Genomic DNA, 16,259 nt, shown 5'->3' with positions numbered 1-16,259 from the left:
GATGAACCTCGAGTATCCGTGGCTTTTCGGGCAACCTCCTCGACGTCCCTGGCGCTGAATTCCTTCTTGTTGTTGAGATAGCCAAACAGCAGCAAATGATCGCAAAGAGAATTGATACGCCGGGGAATCCCGCTCGTGGCCTTGAATAGTGCCGCAAAACTGTCCGGAGTGAAGGTGGGACACCCTTTGGCGCCAGCGCTATTGAGCCGGTGCTCGATGTAGCCGCGCATCTCCGCCTCGCTCATCGGCTCGATGTGGAAGGAGGCAATGATCCGCTGCCTGAACTGCGTCAATTGGGGACTTTGCAGGAGTTCACGGAATTCGGGTTGCGCGACGAGAAAACTACGCAGCAGGGGCTGGTTGCCGAACTGAAAGTTGGAAAGCGTGCGCAATTCCTCGACGGCCTTGACAGTCAGATTCTGCGCCTCGTCTACGATCAGCAGGCAGCACTTGCCCTTACTTGTCAGGCCGATCAGGAAAGCTTCAAGGGACTGCAGGACGTCGGATTTCTCGACACCCTTGGTGTGAATTCCGAACGCGGCGCCGACAAGACGCAAGGTGTTGTCGGCATCGCCCCGGGCACTCACGAGATGCGCCGCGATTACCTTGTCCGGATCGAGACTATCGAGCATCCTGCGAATGATCGTCGTCTTGCCCGTGCCCAATTCCCCGGTAATGACGACAAAGCCTTCATTCTGCTGCATGCCGTACTCGAGATACGCCGTGGCGCGCAGATGTGCCTCACTGGCGAAATAGAACTTCGCATCGGGGTTTGCCAGGAAGGGCTTGCTGGTCAAGCCATAAAAGGACGCGTACTTCCGCTCACGCAATTTCCGGAATTTCAGCACGTCGACCGCATAGAGCACACCGGTCACGACCGTCAGCACGAAGAGGATAAGGGCAAAATTCATTCGTTGAAATCTCAGCTATCGACACGCAGGATGGCGAGGAAGGCCTCCTGCGGAATTTCCACGCTGCCGACCTGCTTCATGCGTTTCTTGCCGGCCTTCTGTTTTTCCAGAAGTTTTCTCTTGCGTGTGATGTCACCGCCATAGCACTTGGCCAGCACGTCCTTGCGCATCGCCTTGACGTTCTCGCGGGCAACGATATGCGATCCGATCGCAGCCTGAATCGCCACGTCGTACATCTGACGGGGAATCAGTTCGCGCATCTTGGACGCCAGTTCACGGCCGCGATATTGCGAGTTGGCGCGATGCACGATCAGCGACAGGGCGTCCACCTTCTCGTTGTTGATGAGAATATCCAGCTTGACCACATCCGCCGCGCGGTATTCCCTGAACTCGTAGTCGAGCGACGCGTAGCCCTTCGAGCACGACTTCAGGCGGTCGAAGAAGTCCATCACAACTTCGGCCATCGGGATTTCGTAAACCAGCTTTACCTGTCGACCGTGGTAATGCATGTCGATCTGATTGCCACGCTTCTGGTTGCACAGCGTGATGACGTTACCCAGATAATCCTGAGGCACGAAGATCGTGGCGGTGATGATCGGCTCGCGCACCTCCTCGACCTTGTTCAGTTCCGGCAGCTTGGCCGGATTTTCGACCTGGACGACCGAGCCGTCGTGCATGACCACCTCGTGACGACCGTCGGCGCGGTGGTGATCAGATCCTGATCGAATTCGCGCTCCAGGCGCTCCTGCACGATTTCCATGTGCAGCAGGCCCAGAAATCCGCAGCGGAAACCGAAGCCGAGCGCCTGCGAGACTTCGGGTTCGTAGTGCAGCGAAGCATCATTAAGTTTCAGCTTTTCCAGTGATTCGCGCAGGGAGTCGTACTGATTGGACTCGACCGGGTAGAGCCCGGCGAACACCTGCGGCTTGATTTCCTTGAACCCCGGCAAGGGTTTGCTCGCCTTGCGGTCAACCCGGGTGATCGTGTCGCCGACCTTGGCCGCCTGCAATTCCTTGATCCCGGCAATGACGAACCCGACTTCGCCGGCACGCAGCGCCTCGCGCGAAACCGACTTCGGGGAAAATACGCCGACCTGTTCACATAGCTGCTGGGCGCCGCTCGCCATGAAAAGAAGCTTGTCCTTCGGGCGCATAATGCCGTCAACCATACGCACCAGCATGACGACGCCGACATAGTTGTCGAACCAAGAGTCGATTATCAAGGCCTTGAGCGGCCCTTCCGGATCGCCCCTGGGCGGCGGAATGCGGGCAATCACCGCTTCGAGGATGTCGTCAACCCCCCGGCCCGTCTTGGCCGACGCGAGGACGGCGTCGGTTGCGTCGATGCCGATCACATCCTCGATCTCCTGTCGCGCGTTATCGGGGTCCGCGGAGGGAAGGTCGATCTTGTTCAGCACCGGTATGACCTCGACGTCGAGTTCAAGCGCCGTGTAACAGTTGGCCACGGTCTGCGCCTCGACACCTTGCGACGCGTCGACAACCAGAAGAGCACCTTCGCAGGCAGACAATGAACGCGAGACCTCATACGAGAAGTCAACGTGCCCCGGCGTATCGATCAGGTTCAGATTGTGACCTTGCCGTCACGCGCCTTATATTGCAGTGCCGCGGTCTGGGCCTTGATGGTGATGCCTCGCTCGCGTTCGATATCCATCGAATCGAGCACCTGGGCCTCCATCTCGCGGTCCGATAGCCCGCCACAGAGATGAATGATGCGATCGGCAAGCGTCGACTTGCCGTGGTCGATATGGGCGATTATGGAAAAATTGCGGATGTGATCCATTGATGCGATTAAAAAAGGGCGCTTTTGCGGCGCCCTTCCTTGTTCAGAAGACCTCGGATTCTAGCGGATTCCAGCCAAATATTCACGGGTTTTGGCCTCGTCCAGAAAGTAATGGCAGATTTCGCTTTCACCATGCAGCAGAACGGGTACCAGCTCATCATAGCTGGCTTCGAGCTGGGGATCGGAATCGACATCGAGAACCGTCACCGAAGCGCCAAATTCTTCTGCCAGCGGTCGCAAAGCCACCTCCATCTCTTGACAAAGGTGGCAGTAACTCCGGCTGAGAAGCGTCAGGTCAATTGCCATTGAGACCCTTGATGGTCACGAAAGTCTGCATCTCGCCACGGCGGACCAGGAGCGTGATGTTGCTGCCCTTTTCGAACTGCGCCAGCAGCTTGTTGAATTGCTGGACTGTCGTGACTTCGGTCGTTGCCCCCTTGCTGATCAGCGCGATGATGATATCGCCGGCACGCAGATCGGCCCGCGCGTTGGCGCCGCGAACATCCTGGATCAGCAGGCCTGAGGACATCTTGAGGTCGCGCTTTTGCTCCGTGGTCAGTTCGGTCACCACCAGTCCGAGGCGATTGGCCTGCTGTTCCGCGGGCTTGCCACCACGGGAAGGGCGACTGGAAGCCACCTTCTCGTCGCTCATCTCGCCCACGGTTACGGTAATGTCGCGGGTTGCGCCTTTACGCCAGACCTGAACCGTCGATCGGGTTCCCGGCTTGGTTGCACCCACCATGCGTGGGAGGTCGGCGGAAGCATTGATCGGCTTGCCATCGAACTTGAGGATGACGTCACCCGGCTCAAGTCCCGCCTTGTCGGCCGGCCCGCCCTTTTCGACCGCATTGACGACGGCGCCCATCGGCTTGCTCAGCGCGAGTGACTCCGCCAGTTCCTTGCTGACTTCCTGAATCACGACACCGAGGCGACCGCGGCTGACTTTGCCCGAAACACGCAACTGGTTCTGAATTTCCATCGCCACATCAATCGGAATGGCGAACGAAACGCCCATGTAGCCGCCGCTGCGACTGTAAATCTGTGAATTGATGCCGACCACCTCGCCGCGCATGTTGAACAACGGGCCGCCGGAATTTCCGGGGTTGATCGCGACATCCGTCTGAATGAAGGGGACGTAGTTTTCCTGCGGCAATGAACGGCCCTTGGCCGAAACGATACCCGCCGTCACCGAATTGTCGAAACCGAACGGCGAACCAATGGCAACCACCCATTCGCCCACTTTCAATTGTGCCGGGTCGCCCAGTCTTACGGCGGGAAGCCCGGCCGCCTCGATCTTGATCAGTGCGACATCGCTGCGTTTGTCGGCACCGATGGTCCGTGCCTTGAATTCGCGCTTGTCGGTCAGGCGAACCGTCACTTCATCCGCGCCGTCGACGACATGGGCATTGGTCAGGATATAGCCGTCCTGGCTCACGATGAAGCCTGACCCAAGCGACTTGTTTTCGAACTCACGCGGCGTGCTGCCTCCCGGTCCGCGGGGAATGAAGCGCTTGAAGAACTCGAAAGCAGGGTCGCTCTCGTCGAACGGAAAAGGCGTCCCCTGGTTGCCGCGCATTACTTGTGTCGTGCTGATATTGACGACGGCCGGTCCCTGTTTCTCGGCCAGATCGGTGAAGTCGGGCAGACCGCGGGTCTGCGCAAGCGCCACTGAAGAAACAAGAACGAATGACAAGAGAGCCAGAAAACGTTTCATTGGCGGGTGCCTCCTGAATTGTTTAAGACGAACGGGCAACGATATGGGGATGATTTGCGGGAAAACCAGTGCCCGCTGCCGCACGGTGACGAACATGAAGAAACGCGACAAGCAACCCGGCCAGGCCACCAAGCATCGCGCCCGGATCGTCTCCGAGAAGCATCCCGAGCATGGCGCCGGCGATGGTTGCGGTCAACGGCAGAACATAGGCCAAATTCGCGCTCCGCCGGACGCTGCCCGCCGATATCGCTATTGTCACACGATCACCGAGCACGGCTCCGATTGCGTTGGCGACGCGATAGGTTTTCGGCGTGGAACAGAATATCTGGGTCAACTGCTGACCGCCGCAGCCACCCGGTTCATGGCAGCGCCCGCAGCCTCTCTGCTCTTGTACCTCGACCAGGGTACCGGCTTGATTGACCTCACGGACGACGGCACGGACCGTGCTAAGTTCGGAATTCATCGATTACCAGCGGCGATCCGGCGCGACATCGAGGAGGGGCCGCAATTTGAGCGCCACCGCCTCACGGGCGCGGAAGATTCGCGAGCGGACGGTGCCGATTGGACAATCCATCATTTCGGCGATCTCCTCGTAGGACAGCCCGTCAATTTCACGCAAGACGATCGCCCTGCGCAACTCTTCGGGCAGTGCATCGATGGCGGCGTTGACGGTTTCGCCGATCTGTTTCGACATCAGAAGACTTTCCGGGGTATTGATGTCGCGCAATTGATCAGCGGACTCGAAGGTCTCGGCTTCCTCGCTGTCGAACTGGGTCGACGTTGGCGCGCGCCGGCCTTGGGCAACCAGGTAGTTCTTGGCCGTGTTGATGCCGATTCGGTACAGCCAAGTGTAGAACGCACTGTCGCCGCGAAATGACGGCAAGGCACGATAGGCCTTGATGAAGGCCTCCTGCGTCACATCCTCGACTTCTGCGGAGTCGCGAATGAATCGCGAAAGCAGGCGTCCCAGTTTGCGCTGATACTTGCTCACCAACTGATCGAAGGCGCTTTGATCGCCAGCTTGCGCCCGCTGGACCAGTATCTGGTCGACTTCGCGCTCGCTCATAAGCTCTTGCATGCTCTGTCAGGTTTTCACCGGTCTCTTTGTTAGATGGAGTATATCCCAGCCAAATTACTCAGGCGGATACGTAATTGCCATTAATTGTGACCATCTGTAACGGCAAGAATCTTTTTCGCCATGCTATATTTGGCTTCGAGCAATTTCGCCAGAGAAGAGCGTTGCACAATTTTGATGTCCTAATCATCGGCAGTGGTCTGGCCGGACAATCAGCCGCGCTCCGACTGGCGAGGCATTGCCAGGTAGTGCTGGTCAGCAAGCGCGGACTCGAGGATTCTGCATCCGGCTGGGCGCAAGGCGGAATCGCAGCAGTTCTCGATAGTCAAGATTCGATCGACGCGCATGTCCGGGACACACTGGTCGCCGGCGCCTGGCTCAATGATGAGAAGGCGACCCGGTTCGTCGTCGAAAACGGGCGCCGTGCGATCGAATGGCTGATTGCCCAGGGCGTTCCCTTCACCGAGGATGAATCGGGATACCACCTGACCCGCGAAGGGGGGCACAGCGCGCGTCGGGTGATTCACGTTGCCGATGCAACCGGATCGGCGGTGCAGGGAACGCTGACGCGCCAAGTCCGCGCCACCCCCAACATCAAGGTCCTTGAAAATCATATCGCGATCGACCTGATTACCGGCACAAAACTGGGTACTGGCGAGAACCGCTGTTTCGGAGCGCACGTTCTCGATAATCATGACGGAAATGTCATCACCATCAGCGCTTCCAATACCCTGATCGCGACCGGAGGCGCCGGCAAGGTCTACCTGTACCCGACAAACCCCGATACCTCCACCGGCGACGGAATTGCCATGGCCTGGCGGGCCGGCTGCCGCGTTGCCAACATGGAATTCATCCAGTTCCACCCGACATGCCTGTTTCACCCGCAGGCCAAGTCCTTTCTGATTTCCGAAGCGGTGCGCGGCGAAGGAGGCCTGCTCCGCCTGCCCGACGGCACCCGCTTCATGCCCAGCCATGACGAACGCGCCGAACTCGCGCCGCGTGACATCGTCGCCCGCGCCATCGACTTCGAAATGAAGAAGCGCGGCCTGGACTGCGTCTATCTGGACATTACCCACAAGGGCGCGGAATTCATCCGGGCGCATTTCCCGAATATCCATTCCCGTTGCCTCGAACTGGGTATCGATATCGCCAGTGAGCCGATTCCCGTGGTTCCCGCAGCCCACTACACCTGCGGCGGCATTATCAGCGACCTGCGCGGGCGCACTGACGTCAAGAGCCTGTATGTCGTCGGCGAAGCCTCATGTACCGGTCTCCATGGGGCCAATCGACTGGCCTCGAACTCACTGCTCGAATGTCTGGTTCTCGCCGAAGCTGCGGTCAACGATATCCTGAGCCGCAAGACCGCCCGCCCTCCCCGGTTACCCCATTGGGATGAAAGCCGGGTCACCAATGCCGACGAGGAAGTGGTCATTTCCCACAACTGGGACGAGTTGCGCCGCTTCATGTGGGACTACGTCGGCATCGTCCGCACCACCAAACGGCTCAAGCGCGCTCAGAATCGCATCCGCTTGCTGAAGTGGGAAATCGAGGAGTTCTACGCCAACTTCCGGGTCAGTCATGACCTGATCGAACTGCGCAATCTGGTCGTCACCGCCGACCTGATCATCCGTTGCGCGATGCGGCGCAAGGAAAGTCGTGGCCTGCACTTTTCACGCGATTATCCGGAAACGCTACCGCATGCGAAAAGCACGATTCTCAGAAATCGTCGGAGCCGTCGCTAACTGGCCCATGCCAGCGCAACCAGACCCGCAGACGTCGGAATTCCTCGGGCGCGACGGAATCAGGTGCCACTACCATGAGCCACGTTCCCTCCACCTGAGCAAGACGCATGACCGTCAGCCAGGGATGCGCCGTAGCACCGGGCAACAGGCGAACAGGGGCAAATTCCGAGGCACCGAAGGGCAGACAACTGATATGTCCGTTTTCATCGATGCGCAAGGTCCGGAATTGTGGGCTCATTGCCCGCGCCGCAAAGAACGCCACAATCGTGGTCGCGACCGCGAGCAGGCAGGAAGTGACTAGAGACCAGTTTGTAAATACCAGCGTAAGCAGGCCGATCACGGTCGAAACAAGCAGGATGCCGTCGACGATACGAGAACGGCGCAGGCCGACGACTATCGGAAACTGCACGGTTCCCCGCCGGCTGCCATCGCCTTCCGTCAGATCAGATGCGCTTGAGTGCAACCGTGCCGTTGGTACCGCCAAAGCCGAACGAGTTCGAAAGCGCGGCATCGATTTTCATCGGGCGGGCCTTGTTCGCGCAATAGTCGAGGTCGCAGCGCTCGTCCTGGTTGAAGATGTTGATGGTCGGCGGCGAGATCTGGTTGTGGATAGCCAGCGTGGTAAAGACCGCCTCGATGCCGCCGGCTGCGCCGAGCAGGTGGCCAGTCATCGACTTGGTCGAATTGACCACCACGTTCTTGACGGCATCGCCAAAAGCCGCCTTGACCGCCATCGTCTCGGCGACGTCGCCAAGCGGTGTCGAGGTGCCGTGGGCATTGACATACTGGATGTCAGAAGGAGACAGCCCGGCATTCTTGAGCGCTGCCAGCATGCAGCGCCGGGCACCATCACCGCTCTCGGCCGGCTGTGTCATGTGGTAGGCATCGGCGCTCATGCCATAACCGGCAACTTCGGCGTAAATTCTGGCACCACGCGCCCGGGCGTGTTCGTACTCCTCTAGCACCATGCAGCCAGCGCCTTCGCCGAGCACGAAGCCGTCACGATCCTTGTCCCACGGCCGACTGGCCGTCGTCGGGTCATCGTTACGGGTTGACAACGCGCGGGCAGAGCAGAATCCGCCCATGCCAAGCGGTGACACGGTCGATTCGGCGCCGCCGGCGACCATAATGTCGGCGTCGCCATATTCGATGATACGGGAGGCTTCGCCGACTGAATGGGTGCCTGTCGAGCACGCGGTCACCAAGGAAATGTTCGGACCTTTGAAGCCGTACAGGATCGACAGATTGCCGGAGATCATGTTAATGATCGAGCCGGGGACAAAGAAGGGCGATACCTTGCGGACGCCGCCGGCATTGTAATCGTCCTTGGTCACCTCGATCAGAGGCAGGCCGCCGATGCCGGAACCGATCGAAACTCCAATACGCTCCGGGTCGGCGGAACCTTCCTGGTCAAGACCGGCGTCACGTACCGCCTGAATCCCCGCCGCCATGCCAAAATGGATGAAAGTATCCATCCGGCGCGCGTCCTTGGCCGAAATATAGGTGGTGATGTCAAAGTTCCTGACCTCGCCGGCAATCCGAACCGGGAAGGTGGTGGTATCGAACTTGGTGACATGGGCAATGCCGGAACGGCCAGCCAGAATGTTCTGCCAAGCCTCTTCGACAGTGTTTCCGACCGGGCTAATCAGACCCAGACCGGTGATGACGACTCTGCGACGTGTCAAGGTAAACTCCGAATGCAAATGCGGCAAGGCCGGCCATGGGGCCGGCCTTGTCGCTGAATCAGGCGATATGAATCAGGCCTTGTTGGCCAGGATATAGTCGACCGCCTGCTGGACCGTGGTGATCTTTTCAGCCTGTTCATCAGGTATTTCGCACTCGAATTCCTCTTCAAGCGCCATGACCAGTTCGACGGTGTCCAGCGAATCCGCCCCGAGATCGTCAACGAACGAGGACTCGTTCTTGATGTCCGCTTCATTGACGCCCAGTTGCTCGGCGACAATCTTCTTGACGCGCTCTACGATGTTATCCATTAGAAAAACTCCTTCCCTCTTGGGGGTGCGTAAAAAAACGTTGCTAGTTTATCAAAAGCCCGAGCTTAGCGAAATCAATCCATGAACATGCCACCATTGACATGCACTGTTGTGCCCGTAACATAGGCGGCTGCGGGCGATGCAAGAAAACTCACGGCGCCGGCAATATCGTCAGGGGTGCCGGCACGACCAAGCGGAATGGCAGCCAGCATGGCCTGCTTCTGCTCTTCGGTCAAGGCATGCGTCATGTCGGTCGCGATGAAGCCCGGCGCGACGCAGTTCACCGTGATGTTGCGGCTGCCAAGCTCCCGTGCCAGCGAACGAGTCAAGCCAGCTACGCCAGCCTTCGCGGCGCAATAGTTGGCCTGGCCCGGATTGCCGGAATGGCCGACAACCGAAGTGATATTGACCACGCGTCCGAAGCGCGCCTTTATCATTCCGCGCGTGACACCGCGCGTTACACGGAAGACCGCCTTCAGGTTGGTATCGATCACGGCGTCCCACTCGTCGTCACCCATGCGCATCGCCAGGTTGTCACGGGTGATCCCGGCATTGTTGACAAGAATGGTGATGGCCCCGAATTCCTTGGCGACATCGGCCAGAACACCATCGATCCGGGCGGCATCGGTGACGTCAAGCGTGACTCCCTTGCCCCTGACGCCAGCTTCGGCGAGATAGGCGGAAATCCTGGCGGCACCGTCTTCGCTGGTCGCCGTGCCGATCACGGTCGCGCCCCGCTTGCCAAGTTCCAGCGCAATGGCCCGACCGATGCCGCGCGTGGCGCCGGTAACGAAAGCGATCTTGTCGTTCAGCATGATGGTCTACTCCAGACCAAGGTTGGCTTCGATGGAAGCGGCATCCACCAGCGCTATACCGGCAACGCCATCGGCGCAGCGCTTGGTCAGGCCGGCCAGCACCTTGCCCGGACCACACTCGGCTACGGTCGACACGCCACAGTTCGCCATTTTCCGGATGGTCTCGACCCAGCGTACTGGGTTGTAGGTCTGACGGACCAGCGCATCCTTGATGCGCGCCGGATCACTCTCGATGGCGACATCGACATTATTGATCAGCGGAACAACCGGCCTTCGGAAATCCAGTTCGGCCAGACGCGCCGCCAGCTTGTCGGCTGCCGGACGGATCAGCGACGAATGAAAGGGTGCGGAAACCGGCAGCGCCTTGGCCATCCTGGCGCCACGCGCCTTGCAGGATTCCATGGCGCGCTCGACGGCATTCTTGTGCCCCGCAATGACCGTCTGACCGCTGGCATTGAAATTGACCGGCTCGACAACCTCGCCCTGGGCGGCTTCGACACAGGCGGCAGCGACGCCTGCATCATCGAGGCCAAGGATGGCGGCCATCGCACCCGTTCCGACCGGAACGGCCTCCTGCATGGCGGCCGCGCGTAGCCGAACGAGAGGCACAGCATCCTTGAGTTCGATGACATTGGCGGCAACCAGCGCCGAATACTCGCCGAGACTATGACCGGCAACGACAGCGGGCATGCGACCGCCCCTCTCCCGCCAAAGCCGCCAGGCAGCGATGCCGGCGGTCAGCATGACCGGCTGCGTATTCACCGTCTGGGCAAGGACTTCCGCCGGACCGTCGGCGACCATTGTCCACAAGTCATCGCCGAGGGCGCTGGAAGCGTCATCGAAGGTTGCGCGCACCACGGCGGAATCGCCGTAGGCAGCCATCATGCCAACGCTCTGGGAGCCCTGGCCTGGAAACACGATAGCGAATGACATCCTTTCCCTCTCCCGGATCAGAATTCGAGCAGGGCAGCACCCCAAGTGAAGCCACCGCCGACGCCTTCCAGCAGCACCCGTTGCCCCGTCCGGATGCGTCCGTCACGGACCGCTTCGTCAAGCGCCAGCGGAACCGAAGCGGCGGAAGTGTTGCCATGCCGATCGACGGTGACAATCACCCTGCCGCGGTCAACACCGAGTTTCCTGGCCGTGGCGTCCATGATACGAATATTTGCCTGATGCGGAATCAGCCAGTCTACCGCGCTGGTGTGGATACCCGCCCCCAGACACACTTCTTCGGCGACCTCGGCCAGAACTCGCACGGCGAACTTGAACACCGCCGGACCGTCCATGCGCAGGAATGGGTCGCCAGTCACCTGGCCCCCACAAACCTGACCCGGAACGTTCAGGATGCCATTTTGACTGCCATCGGCATGCATCGCTGTGGCAAGGATCCCGGGCATCTCCGCAGCCACGAGGACCACCGCGCCGGCGCCGTCGCCGAAAAGCACGCAGGTACCGCGATCTTTCCAGTCGAGAATCCGCGAAAATACTTCGGCACCGATAACCAGCGCCTTGCTGTGGCTGCCCGAGCGGATAAACTTCTCGGCGATCCCCAGAGCGTAGACAAAGCCACTGCAAACAGCCTGGACGTCGAACGCGGCAGCGCCCCTGCTGCTGCCCAGCCTGTCCTGGATCAGGCAGGCGGTACTGGGAAAGATGAAATCCGGAGTCGATGTGGCGACGATGATCAGGTCAATGTCACTGGCCGCAATGCCGGCCATTTCCAGCGCCTGTTGCGCGGCGACCAGGCCCAACTCGCTCGAGGTCGTTCCTGGCGTCGCCAGGTACCGACTGCGAATGCCGGTACGCGAAACGATCCATTCATCATTGCTATCAATCCCGCGCGCCACGAGTTCATCGTTGCTGACTGGATTGCCGGGAAGGCAACTGCCGGTGCCTGTCAGTCGCGCATACATTCAGGCGATCTCCTCGGCTCTGGTAACCCGCGCATCAGCAGTTAACGCGATGCGCGCGGCGATCCGCTCGAGGACGCGGTTCTCGGCAGCGTCGTAGGCACGGGCAATCGCGTAGCCAAAGGCGAAGGCATCGGCCGAACCGTGGCTCTTGACCGAAATGCCACGCAGGCCCAGCAGGATGGCCCCGTTGTAACGGCGATGGTCGAAGCGTTGCTTGAAGTTGTTGAGAACGGACATGGCGATGACGGCCGCCAGCTTGGTCAGCCAGTTGCGCTTGAACTCGCCGCGCAGCGAGGAACCCAGCATCTGCGCCAGGCCCTCAGACGCCTTCAGGGCAACGTTGCCGACAAAGCCGTCGCAGACGACGACATCGGCATTGCCCTTGTAGATGCCGTCGCCTTCGACGTTGCCGATAAAATTGAGATCCGACGCGCGAAGAAGCTCGGCGGCGGCCTTGACCGCCTCGTTGCCCTTGATTTCTTCCTCGCCGATATTGAGGATGCCGACCGTCGGGCGATCGCTGTGCTCCATCGCGGCGACGAGCATGGCGCCCATGATGCCAAACTGGAGCAGATGCTGCGGTCCACAATCGACGTTGGCGCCGAGGTCGAGCATGTGGGTATGCCCTTTGGCTGTTGGCACGGCGGCACAGATTGCCGGTCGCTCGATTCCCGGCATCATCTTCAAGACAAACCGGGAAATCGCCATCAGCGCGCCGGTGTTGCCCGCCGACACGCAGGCATCGACCTCGCCATTCTTGACGAGGTTGATTGCCACCCGCATCGACGAATCCTTCTTGTTGCGCAATGCAAGCGCTGGCGATTCGTGCATCTCCACAACTTCCGAAGCGTGGACGACGCGCAGGCGGGAATTCGTGGCCCATTTGCCCAACAGCGGTTGCAGCACCTCCTCGCGGCCGACGAGAATCAGGCTGGCGGCTGGATGGCCTTCGAGAAAACGCAGGGACGCCGGCACCGTCACCGACGGTCCGTGGTCTCCTCCCATGCAATCGATGGCGATGCGGGCTGTCATGGCAAAATAAAAGGCAGGCGACCCGGGACGGACCCCCTGCCCTTCATTGAACGATCACTCGCCCTTGGCCTTGAGAACCTTCTTGCCGCGATAAACGCCGTTCGGCGAAATATGGTGGCGCAGATGCACTTCGCCGGTGGTTGGCTCGACGGCCAGCGGCGGATTAGACAGAAAGTCGTGAGCGCGATGCATGCCACGCTTGGAAGGGGATTTCTTGTTCTGTTGAACAGCCATTTCATTACTCCAAAAAAATCAGTTCGGCTTGCGTCCGAGTCCGGCCAACTGTGCGAACGGATGAATCCGCTCGCCTGCATCGGCCGTGCCCGGCAAACCACATCTTTCATGCCTTGGTGCAACCGGCAGGACGAGGAGGATTTCGTCCTCGACCAATTCAGCCACATCCAGTTTGCCCGCCACCGGCAGGAAATCACGGGTGTCGTCTTCCAGCTCGTCCTGCGACATCTCGGCACCTTCAGGAAGTAGTTCCAGAAGAATGTCGACATCGAGCTCGAAAGGAACGGCCTCGAGACAGCGCTGACAGGCCAGCGGGAGCGACCCCGAAACCTCCAGATGCAGCATCGACTCTCCCCGTTCCCCAATCAGCCCGCTGATGCAAAAGCTCACTTCTCCAGCCATCTCCGCCAGCAGGTCATGCAGGCGTTCAAGGCTGGACAGCGCCAGCGTTCCTTCAAGAACACGGCCTTCCCGGGAAAACGCGAATGCGTCCAAAATCCTTTTCAATCTCAAACTGTTGCGACTAAAACGCGCAATGATATTATTTCTCGCCCGTCAAGTCAAAACAAAGTGCTACTTCAAGAAACTGCGGCAACACCTTGTTGTATTGGAGCTTTTATGTCACAGACCCTGATTCTTGCATCGACGTCCCCATATCGCCGCGAATTGTTGGACCGCCTCGGCTTGCCGTTCGAAGTCGCCAGCCCGCAAACCGACGAAAGTCGTATCCTCGGCGAGAGTCCTCAAGCAATGGCATTGCGCCTTGCCGAAGCCAAGGCCCAGGCCGTCGCCAGCGCCCATCCCGACGCCCTGATCATAGGCAGTGACCAGGTGGCCACGGTCGACGGCCTAATCTACGGCAAGCCGGGAAGCCACAAGCGCGCAGCCGAGCAATTGCGCACCCTCTCGGGAAAGACGGTCAATTTCTATACCGGTCTCTGCCTCTACAACGCCCGCACCGGCGTCGTCGAGGTTTGTGGTGTCCCAACCCTGGTCACCTTCCGCGACCTGACGGAGGAAGAGATCGAACGTTACCTGCGCCGCGAGTCGGCCTATGATTGCGCCGGATCAGCCAGGTCGGAAGGTCTCGGGATCGCGCTCCTGAGCCGTATCGCCGGTGATGATCCGAGTGCGCTGATCGGCCTGCCCCTCATCGCGCTTTGCACCTTGCTGCGAAATCATGGCGTGGCACTTCCCTGATGGCCGGAACGCTCTATCTGATACCTGTGCCGCTCGGCCCAGCACCTCTTGAGGAATCTCTACCGGCGAGCGTGCTGTCTGCCGTGCGTCCACTCGCCCACTTCATCGTGGAACAGCCGAAGAGTGCCCGTGCCTTCCTGAAGGCGGTCGCCACCGACGTGCCGTTGCAGGAATTGCAGCTTGCCGATCTCAACGAGCACACCCAGCCGGAAGCTCTGGAGCGCCTGCTGCTTCCATTGCGCGCTGGCCATGACGTCGGCCTGCTCTCGGAAGCGGGCTGCCCGGCAGTGGCTGACCCCGGGGCCAACCTGGTGGCGCTCGCCCAGCAGGAAAATATCCGCGTCGTCCCGCTGATCGGCCCTTCGTCGCTGCTGCTGGCGCTGATGGCTTCCGGCCTGAACGGACAGAGTTTCGCCTTCAACGGATATCTTCCGACAAGGGAAAGCGAGCGCGCAAAAGCATTGCGGAACCTCGAGAGCGAGTCGCGACGACGGCAGCAAACGCAAATCTGCATCGAGACACCCTACCGAAACCGGCAGTTTCTCGCAACCGCCCTGCAGGTCTGCGATCCGGCAACCCGCCTGACCCTGGCCACAGATCTCACGCTGCCGGGTGAATCGGTCGTGACACGGACGATACAGCAATGGAAAAGTCAAACGCTGCCCGATATCGAGCGGCGTCCAACGGTGTTCCTGCTGCTGGCCTAAGCGGCTTCAGCGCAGGCTGACGCCAGCCGAGGTCTCGGCAAACCCTTTCCACAGGCTGTTGACGGCGCCAGCCCCGAGGCGCCTGGCAAAGCGCTCGGCGATATTGTCCTTGACCGAATAATCGAGCACCTTCTCGGCCTTGATCACGTCGCGCGCGACCGAATCGACGCTGCCGAAATCATCGGCCAGACCGAGCTTGACGCTCTGGTCACCGGTCCACATCAGCCCCGAGAACATTTCCGGGGTTTCCTTGAGACGCGCACCACGGCCGGTCTTGACCACGTCGATGAACTGCTGGTGGATGTCATCGAGCATAACCTGTGCGTGCGCTGTCTGATTCGGATTCTGTGGCGAGAACGGGTCAAGAAATCCTTTGTTGTTGCCCGCCGTCAGCAGGCGCCGATCTACACCCACTTTTTCCATCGTTCCGGTAAAGCCGAAGCCGTCCATCAGGACGCCGATTGATCCGACGATGCTGGCTTTGTTGACATAGATCCTGTCAGCCGCCGCAGCCACGTAGTAACCGCCTGAGGCGCAGACATCCTCAACAACTGCGTAGAGCGGTGTCTCGGGGTGTTTCGCGCGAAGCCGGCGAATCTCGTCATTAATGATACCGGCCTGAACGGGGCTGCCACCCGGACTGTTGATGCGCAGGATCACCCCGGCAACGTTCTTTTCCTTGAACGCGCTTTGCAGCGATTCGATCATCTGTTCGGCATTGGACGCGCCTTTCGATTCGATCATGCCGGTCACGTTGATCAATGCGGTATGGCGCTCCTGATGCGTTGCCTCGGTTCCCCAGTCGACCAGCACAACGAGAACCAGAGCAAGATAGCCGAAACCGAGGAACTTGAAGAAGATTCCCCAACGCCGCCGGTTCCTCTGTTCTTGAAGTGTCGCGAACAACAGCTTCTCGAGCGTTTTCCGCTCCCAGTCTGGGGAATTGTTCGGGGCTTGGAGATTATCCATGAACGCTTTCGTGTACCAAAAAGAGCTGACCATCAGCCTCGTCGACCGCAAGCGCCGCCAGGACCTTGCCTTGACAGCGCCCGCCAAGGCACCGACCCGAGTCCAGAGCATAAAGCACGCCATTAACCGAGCAGATCAAGTATAACTTGGAAT

General features: G+C 59.8%; 18 protein-coding genes and 2 pseudogenes. 4 read left to right on the top strand and 16 right to left on the bottom strand.

What is annotated here, in order from left to right:
• Positions 1–23: 23 nt before the first annotated feature.
• The 6 genes and pseudogenes from IPP03_00700 to rpoE all read right to left on the bottom strand — a co-directional run bounded on the left by IPP03_00700 (position 24) and on the right by rpoE (position 5,491).
• Positions 24–830, bottom strand: a pseudogene (locus IPP03_00700) (AAA family ATPase).
• 92 nt (positions 831–922) lie between these two features.
• A pseudogene (lepA, locus tag IPP03_00695) lies at positions 923–2,711 on the bottom strand (elongation factor 4).
• A 60-nt stretch (positions 2,712–2,771) separates the two neighbouring features.
• Positions 2,772–3,017 (bottom strand): glutaredoxin family protein, encoded by a 246-nt coding sequence (locus tag IPP03_00690; protein MBL0351293.1) that lies wholly within the window; start codon positions 3,015–3,017, stop codon positions 2,772–2,774.
• Entirely contained in the window at positions 3,007–4,425 is a 1,419-nt protein-coding gene (locus IPP03_00685) for a DegQ family serine endoprotease (protein ID MBL0351292.1), read from the bottom strand. The genes IPP03_00690 and IPP03_00685 overlap by 11 nt, the downstream gene beginning before the upstream one ends.
• A 22-nt stretch (positions 4,426–4,447) precedes the next feature.
• Positions 4,448–4,888 carry a SoxR reducing system RseC family protein gene (locus IPP03_00680; GenBank protein ID MBL0351291.1) on the bottom strand — a complete coding sequence of 147 codons (441 nt, stop codon included), beginning with the start codon at positions 4,886–4,888 and terminating at the stop codon, positions 4,448–4,450.
• Positions 4,889–4,891: 3 nt separating this feature from the next.
• Positions 4,892–5,491 carry an RNA polymerase sigma factor RpoE gene (rpoE, locus tag IPP03_00675; protein ID MBL0351290.1) on the bottom strand — a complete coding sequence of 200 codons (600 nt, stop codon included), beginning with the start codon at positions 5,489–5,491 and terminating at the stop codon, positions 4,892–4,894.
• Positions 5,492–5,664: 173 nt separating this feature from the next.
• On the opposite strand from rpoE, the gene nadB reads away from it, so the two are divergent.
• A complete protein-coding gene (gene nadB / locus IPP03_00670; GenBank protein MBL0351289.1) occupies positions 5,665–7,242 on the top strand; it encodes an L-aspartate oxidase in 1,578 nt (525 codons plus the stop codon).
• On the opposite strand, the gene IPP03_00665 is transcribed toward nadB, so the two are convergent.
• The 9 genes from IPP03_00665 to IPP03_00625 form a co-directional block, all read right to left on the bottom strand.
• Positions 7,217–7,651: a hypothetical protein gene (locus IPP03_00665; GenBank protein ID MBL0351288.1), complete on the bottom strand. Its 435-nt coding sequence runs from the start codon at positions 7,649–7,651 to the stop codon at positions 7,217–7,219. The genes nadB and IPP03_00665 overlap by 26 nt on opposite strands.
• Positions 7,652–7,685: 34 nt before the next feature.
• Positions 7,686–8,927, bottom strand: coding sequence for a beta-ketoacyl-ACP synthase II (fabF, locus tag IPP03_00660; GenBank protein ID MBL0351287.1), 1,242 nt, complete (start codon positions 8,925–8,927; stop codon positions 7,686–7,688).
• A 72-nt stretch (positions 8,928–8,999) separates the two neighbouring features.
• Positions 9,000–9,236 (bottom strand): acyl carrier protein, encoded by a 237-nt coding sequence (acpP, locus tag IPP03_00655; GenBank protein MBL0351286.1) that lies wholly within the window; start codon positions 9,234–9,236, stop codon positions 9,000–9,002.
• A 74-nt stretch (positions 9,237–9,310) separates the two neighbouring features.
• Entirely contained in the window at positions 9,311–10,051 is a 741-nt protein-coding gene (gene fabG, locus IPP03_00650) for a 3-oxoacyl-ACP reductase FabG (GenBank protein ID MBL0351285.1), read from the bottom strand.
• 6 nt (positions 10,052–10,057) lie between these two features.
• Positions 10,058–10,984, bottom strand: a complete 927-nt coding sequence (gene fabD, locus IPP03_00645) for an ACP S-malonyltransferase (protein MBL0351284.1) — start codon at positions 10,982–10,984, stop codon at positions 10,058–10,060.
• A gap of 17 nt (positions 10,985–11,001) precedes the next feature.
• Positions 11,002–11,964 (bottom strand): ketoacyl-ACP synthase III, encoded by a 963-nt coding sequence (locus tag IPP03_00640; GenBank protein MBL0351283.1) that lies wholly within the window; start codon positions 11,962–11,964, stop codon positions 11,002–11,004.
• Positions 11,965–12,996, bottom strand: a complete 1,032-nt coding sequence (gene plsX / locus IPP03_00635; protein MBL0351282.1) for a phosphate acyltransferase PlsX — start codon at positions 12,994–12,996, stop codon at positions 11,965–11,967.
• A 54-nt stretch (positions 12,997–13,050) separates the two neighbouring features.
• Positions 13,051–13,230 (bottom strand): 50S ribosomal protein L32, encoded by a 180-nt coding sequence (gene rpmF / locus IPP03_00630; protein ID MBL0351281.1) that lies wholly within the window; start codon positions 13,228–13,230, stop codon positions 13,051–13,053.
• 18 nt (positions 13,231–13,248) lie between these two features.
• Positions 13,249–13,725 carry a DUF177 domain-containing protein gene (locus tag IPP03_00625; GenBank protein ID MBL0351280.1) on the bottom strand — a complete coding sequence of 159 codons (477 nt, stop codon included), beginning with the start codon at positions 13,723–13,725 and terminating at the stop codon, positions 13,249–13,251.
• A gap of 123 nt (positions 13,726–13,848) precedes the next feature.
• Between IPP03_00625 and maf the strand changes: the two genes are divergently transcribed.
• Both maf and IPP03_00615 read left to right on the top strand, forming a co-directional pair.
• The gene (gene maf, locus IPP03_00620; protein ID MBL0351279.1) at positions 13,849–14,430 is read left to right on the top strand and encodes a septum formation inhibitor Maf; all 582 of its coding nucleotides are present in this window, start codon (positions 13,849–13,851) and stop codon (positions 14,428–14,430) included.
• Positions 14,430–15,137 carry an SAM-dependent methyltransferase gene (locus tag IPP03_00615; GenBank protein ID MBL0351278.1) on the top strand — a complete coding sequence of 236 codons (708 nt, stop codon included), beginning with the start codon at positions 14,430–14,432 and terminating at the stop codon, positions 15,135–15,137. Before maf ends, IPP03_00615 begins: the two co-directional genes overlap by 1 nt.
• Before the next feature lie 6 nt (positions 15,138–15,143).
• Here IPP03_00615 and IPP03_00610 read toward each other — a convergent pair whose 3' ends face one another.
• Entirely contained in the window at positions 15,144–16,106 is a 963-nt protein-coding gene (locus tag IPP03_00610) for a S49 family peptidase (protein ID MBL0351277.1), read from the bottom strand.
• Here IPP03_00610 and IPP03_00605 point away from each other — a divergent pair.
• The gene (locus tag IPP03_00605) at positions 16,105–16,251 is read left to right on the top strand and encodes a hypothetical protein (GenBank protein ID MBL0351276.1); all 147 of its coding nucleotides are present in this window, start codon (positions 16,105–16,107) and stop codon (positions 16,249–16,251) included. The genes IPP03_00610 and IPP03_00605 overlap by 2 nt on opposite strands.
• Positions 16,252–16,259: the final 8 nt, after the last annotated feature.

This window comes from Candidatus Dechloromonas phosphoritropha (genome assembly GCA_016722705.1).
Lineage (GTDB): Bacteria > Pseudomonadota > Gammaproteobacteria > Burkholderiales > Rhodocyclaceae > Azonexus > Azonexus phosphoritrophus.
Note: the sequence above shows the minus strand (reverse complement) of the source record. Positions and strands in the feature narration are given on the sequence as shown.

Bases quoted from the DNA above. Each gene is read 5' to 3' on its own strand.
- IPP03_00690 (MBL0351293.1), bottom strand. From the start codon at position 3,017: ATGGCAATTGACCTGACGCTTCTCAGCCGGAGTTACTGCCACCTTTGT.
- IPP03_00685 (MBL0351292.1), bottom strand. From the start codon at position 4,425: ATGAAACGTTTTCTGGCTCTCTTGTCATTCGTTCTTGTTTCTTCAGTG.
- IPP03_00680 (MBL0351291.1), bottom strand. From the start codon at position 4,888: ATGAATTCCGAACTTAGCACGGTCCGTGCCGTCGTCCGTGAGGTCAAT.
- rpoE (MBL0351290.1), bottom strand. From the start codon at position 5,491: ATGAGCGAGCGCGAAGTCGACCAGATACTGGTCCAGCGGGCGCAAGCT.
- acpP (MBL0351286.1), bottom strand. From the start codon at position 9,236: ATGGATAACATCGTAGAGCGCGTCAAGAAGATTGTCGCCGAGCAACTG.
- fabG (MBL0351285.1), bottom strand. From the start codon at position 10,051: ATGCTGAACGACAAGATCGCTTTCGTTACCGGCGCCACGCGCGGCATC.
- fabD (MBL0351284.1), bottom strand. From the start codon at position 10,984: ATGTCATTCGCTATCGTGTTTCCAGGCCAGGGCTCCCAGAGCGTTGGC.
- IPP03_00640 (MBL0351283.1), bottom strand. From the start codon at position 11,964: ATGTATGCGCGACTGACAGGCACCGGCAGTTGCCTTCCCGGCAATCCA.
- plsX (MBL0351282.1), bottom strand. From the start codon at position 12,996: ATGACAGCCCGCATCGCCATCGATTGCATGGGAGGAGACCACGGACCG.
- rpmF (MBL0351281.1), bottom strand. From the start codon at position 13,230: ATGGCTGTTCAACAGAACAAGAAATCCCCTTCCAAGCGTGGCATGCAT.
- maf (MBL0351279.1), top strand. From the start codon at position 13,849: ATGTCACAGACCCTGATTCTTGCATCGACGTCCCCATATCGCCGCGAA.
- IPP03_00615 (MBL0351278.1), top strand. From the start codon at position 14,430: ATGGCCGGAACGCTCTATCTGATACCTGTGCCGCTCGGCCCAGCACCT.
- IPP03_00605 (MBL0351276.1), top strand. From the start codon at position 16,105: ATGAACGCTTTCGTGTACCAAAAAGAGCTGACCATCAGCCTCGTCGAC.
- IPP03_00610 (MBL0351277.1), bottom strand. From the start codon at position 16,106: ATGGATAATCTCCAAGCCCCGAACAATTCCCCAGACTGGGAGCGGAAA.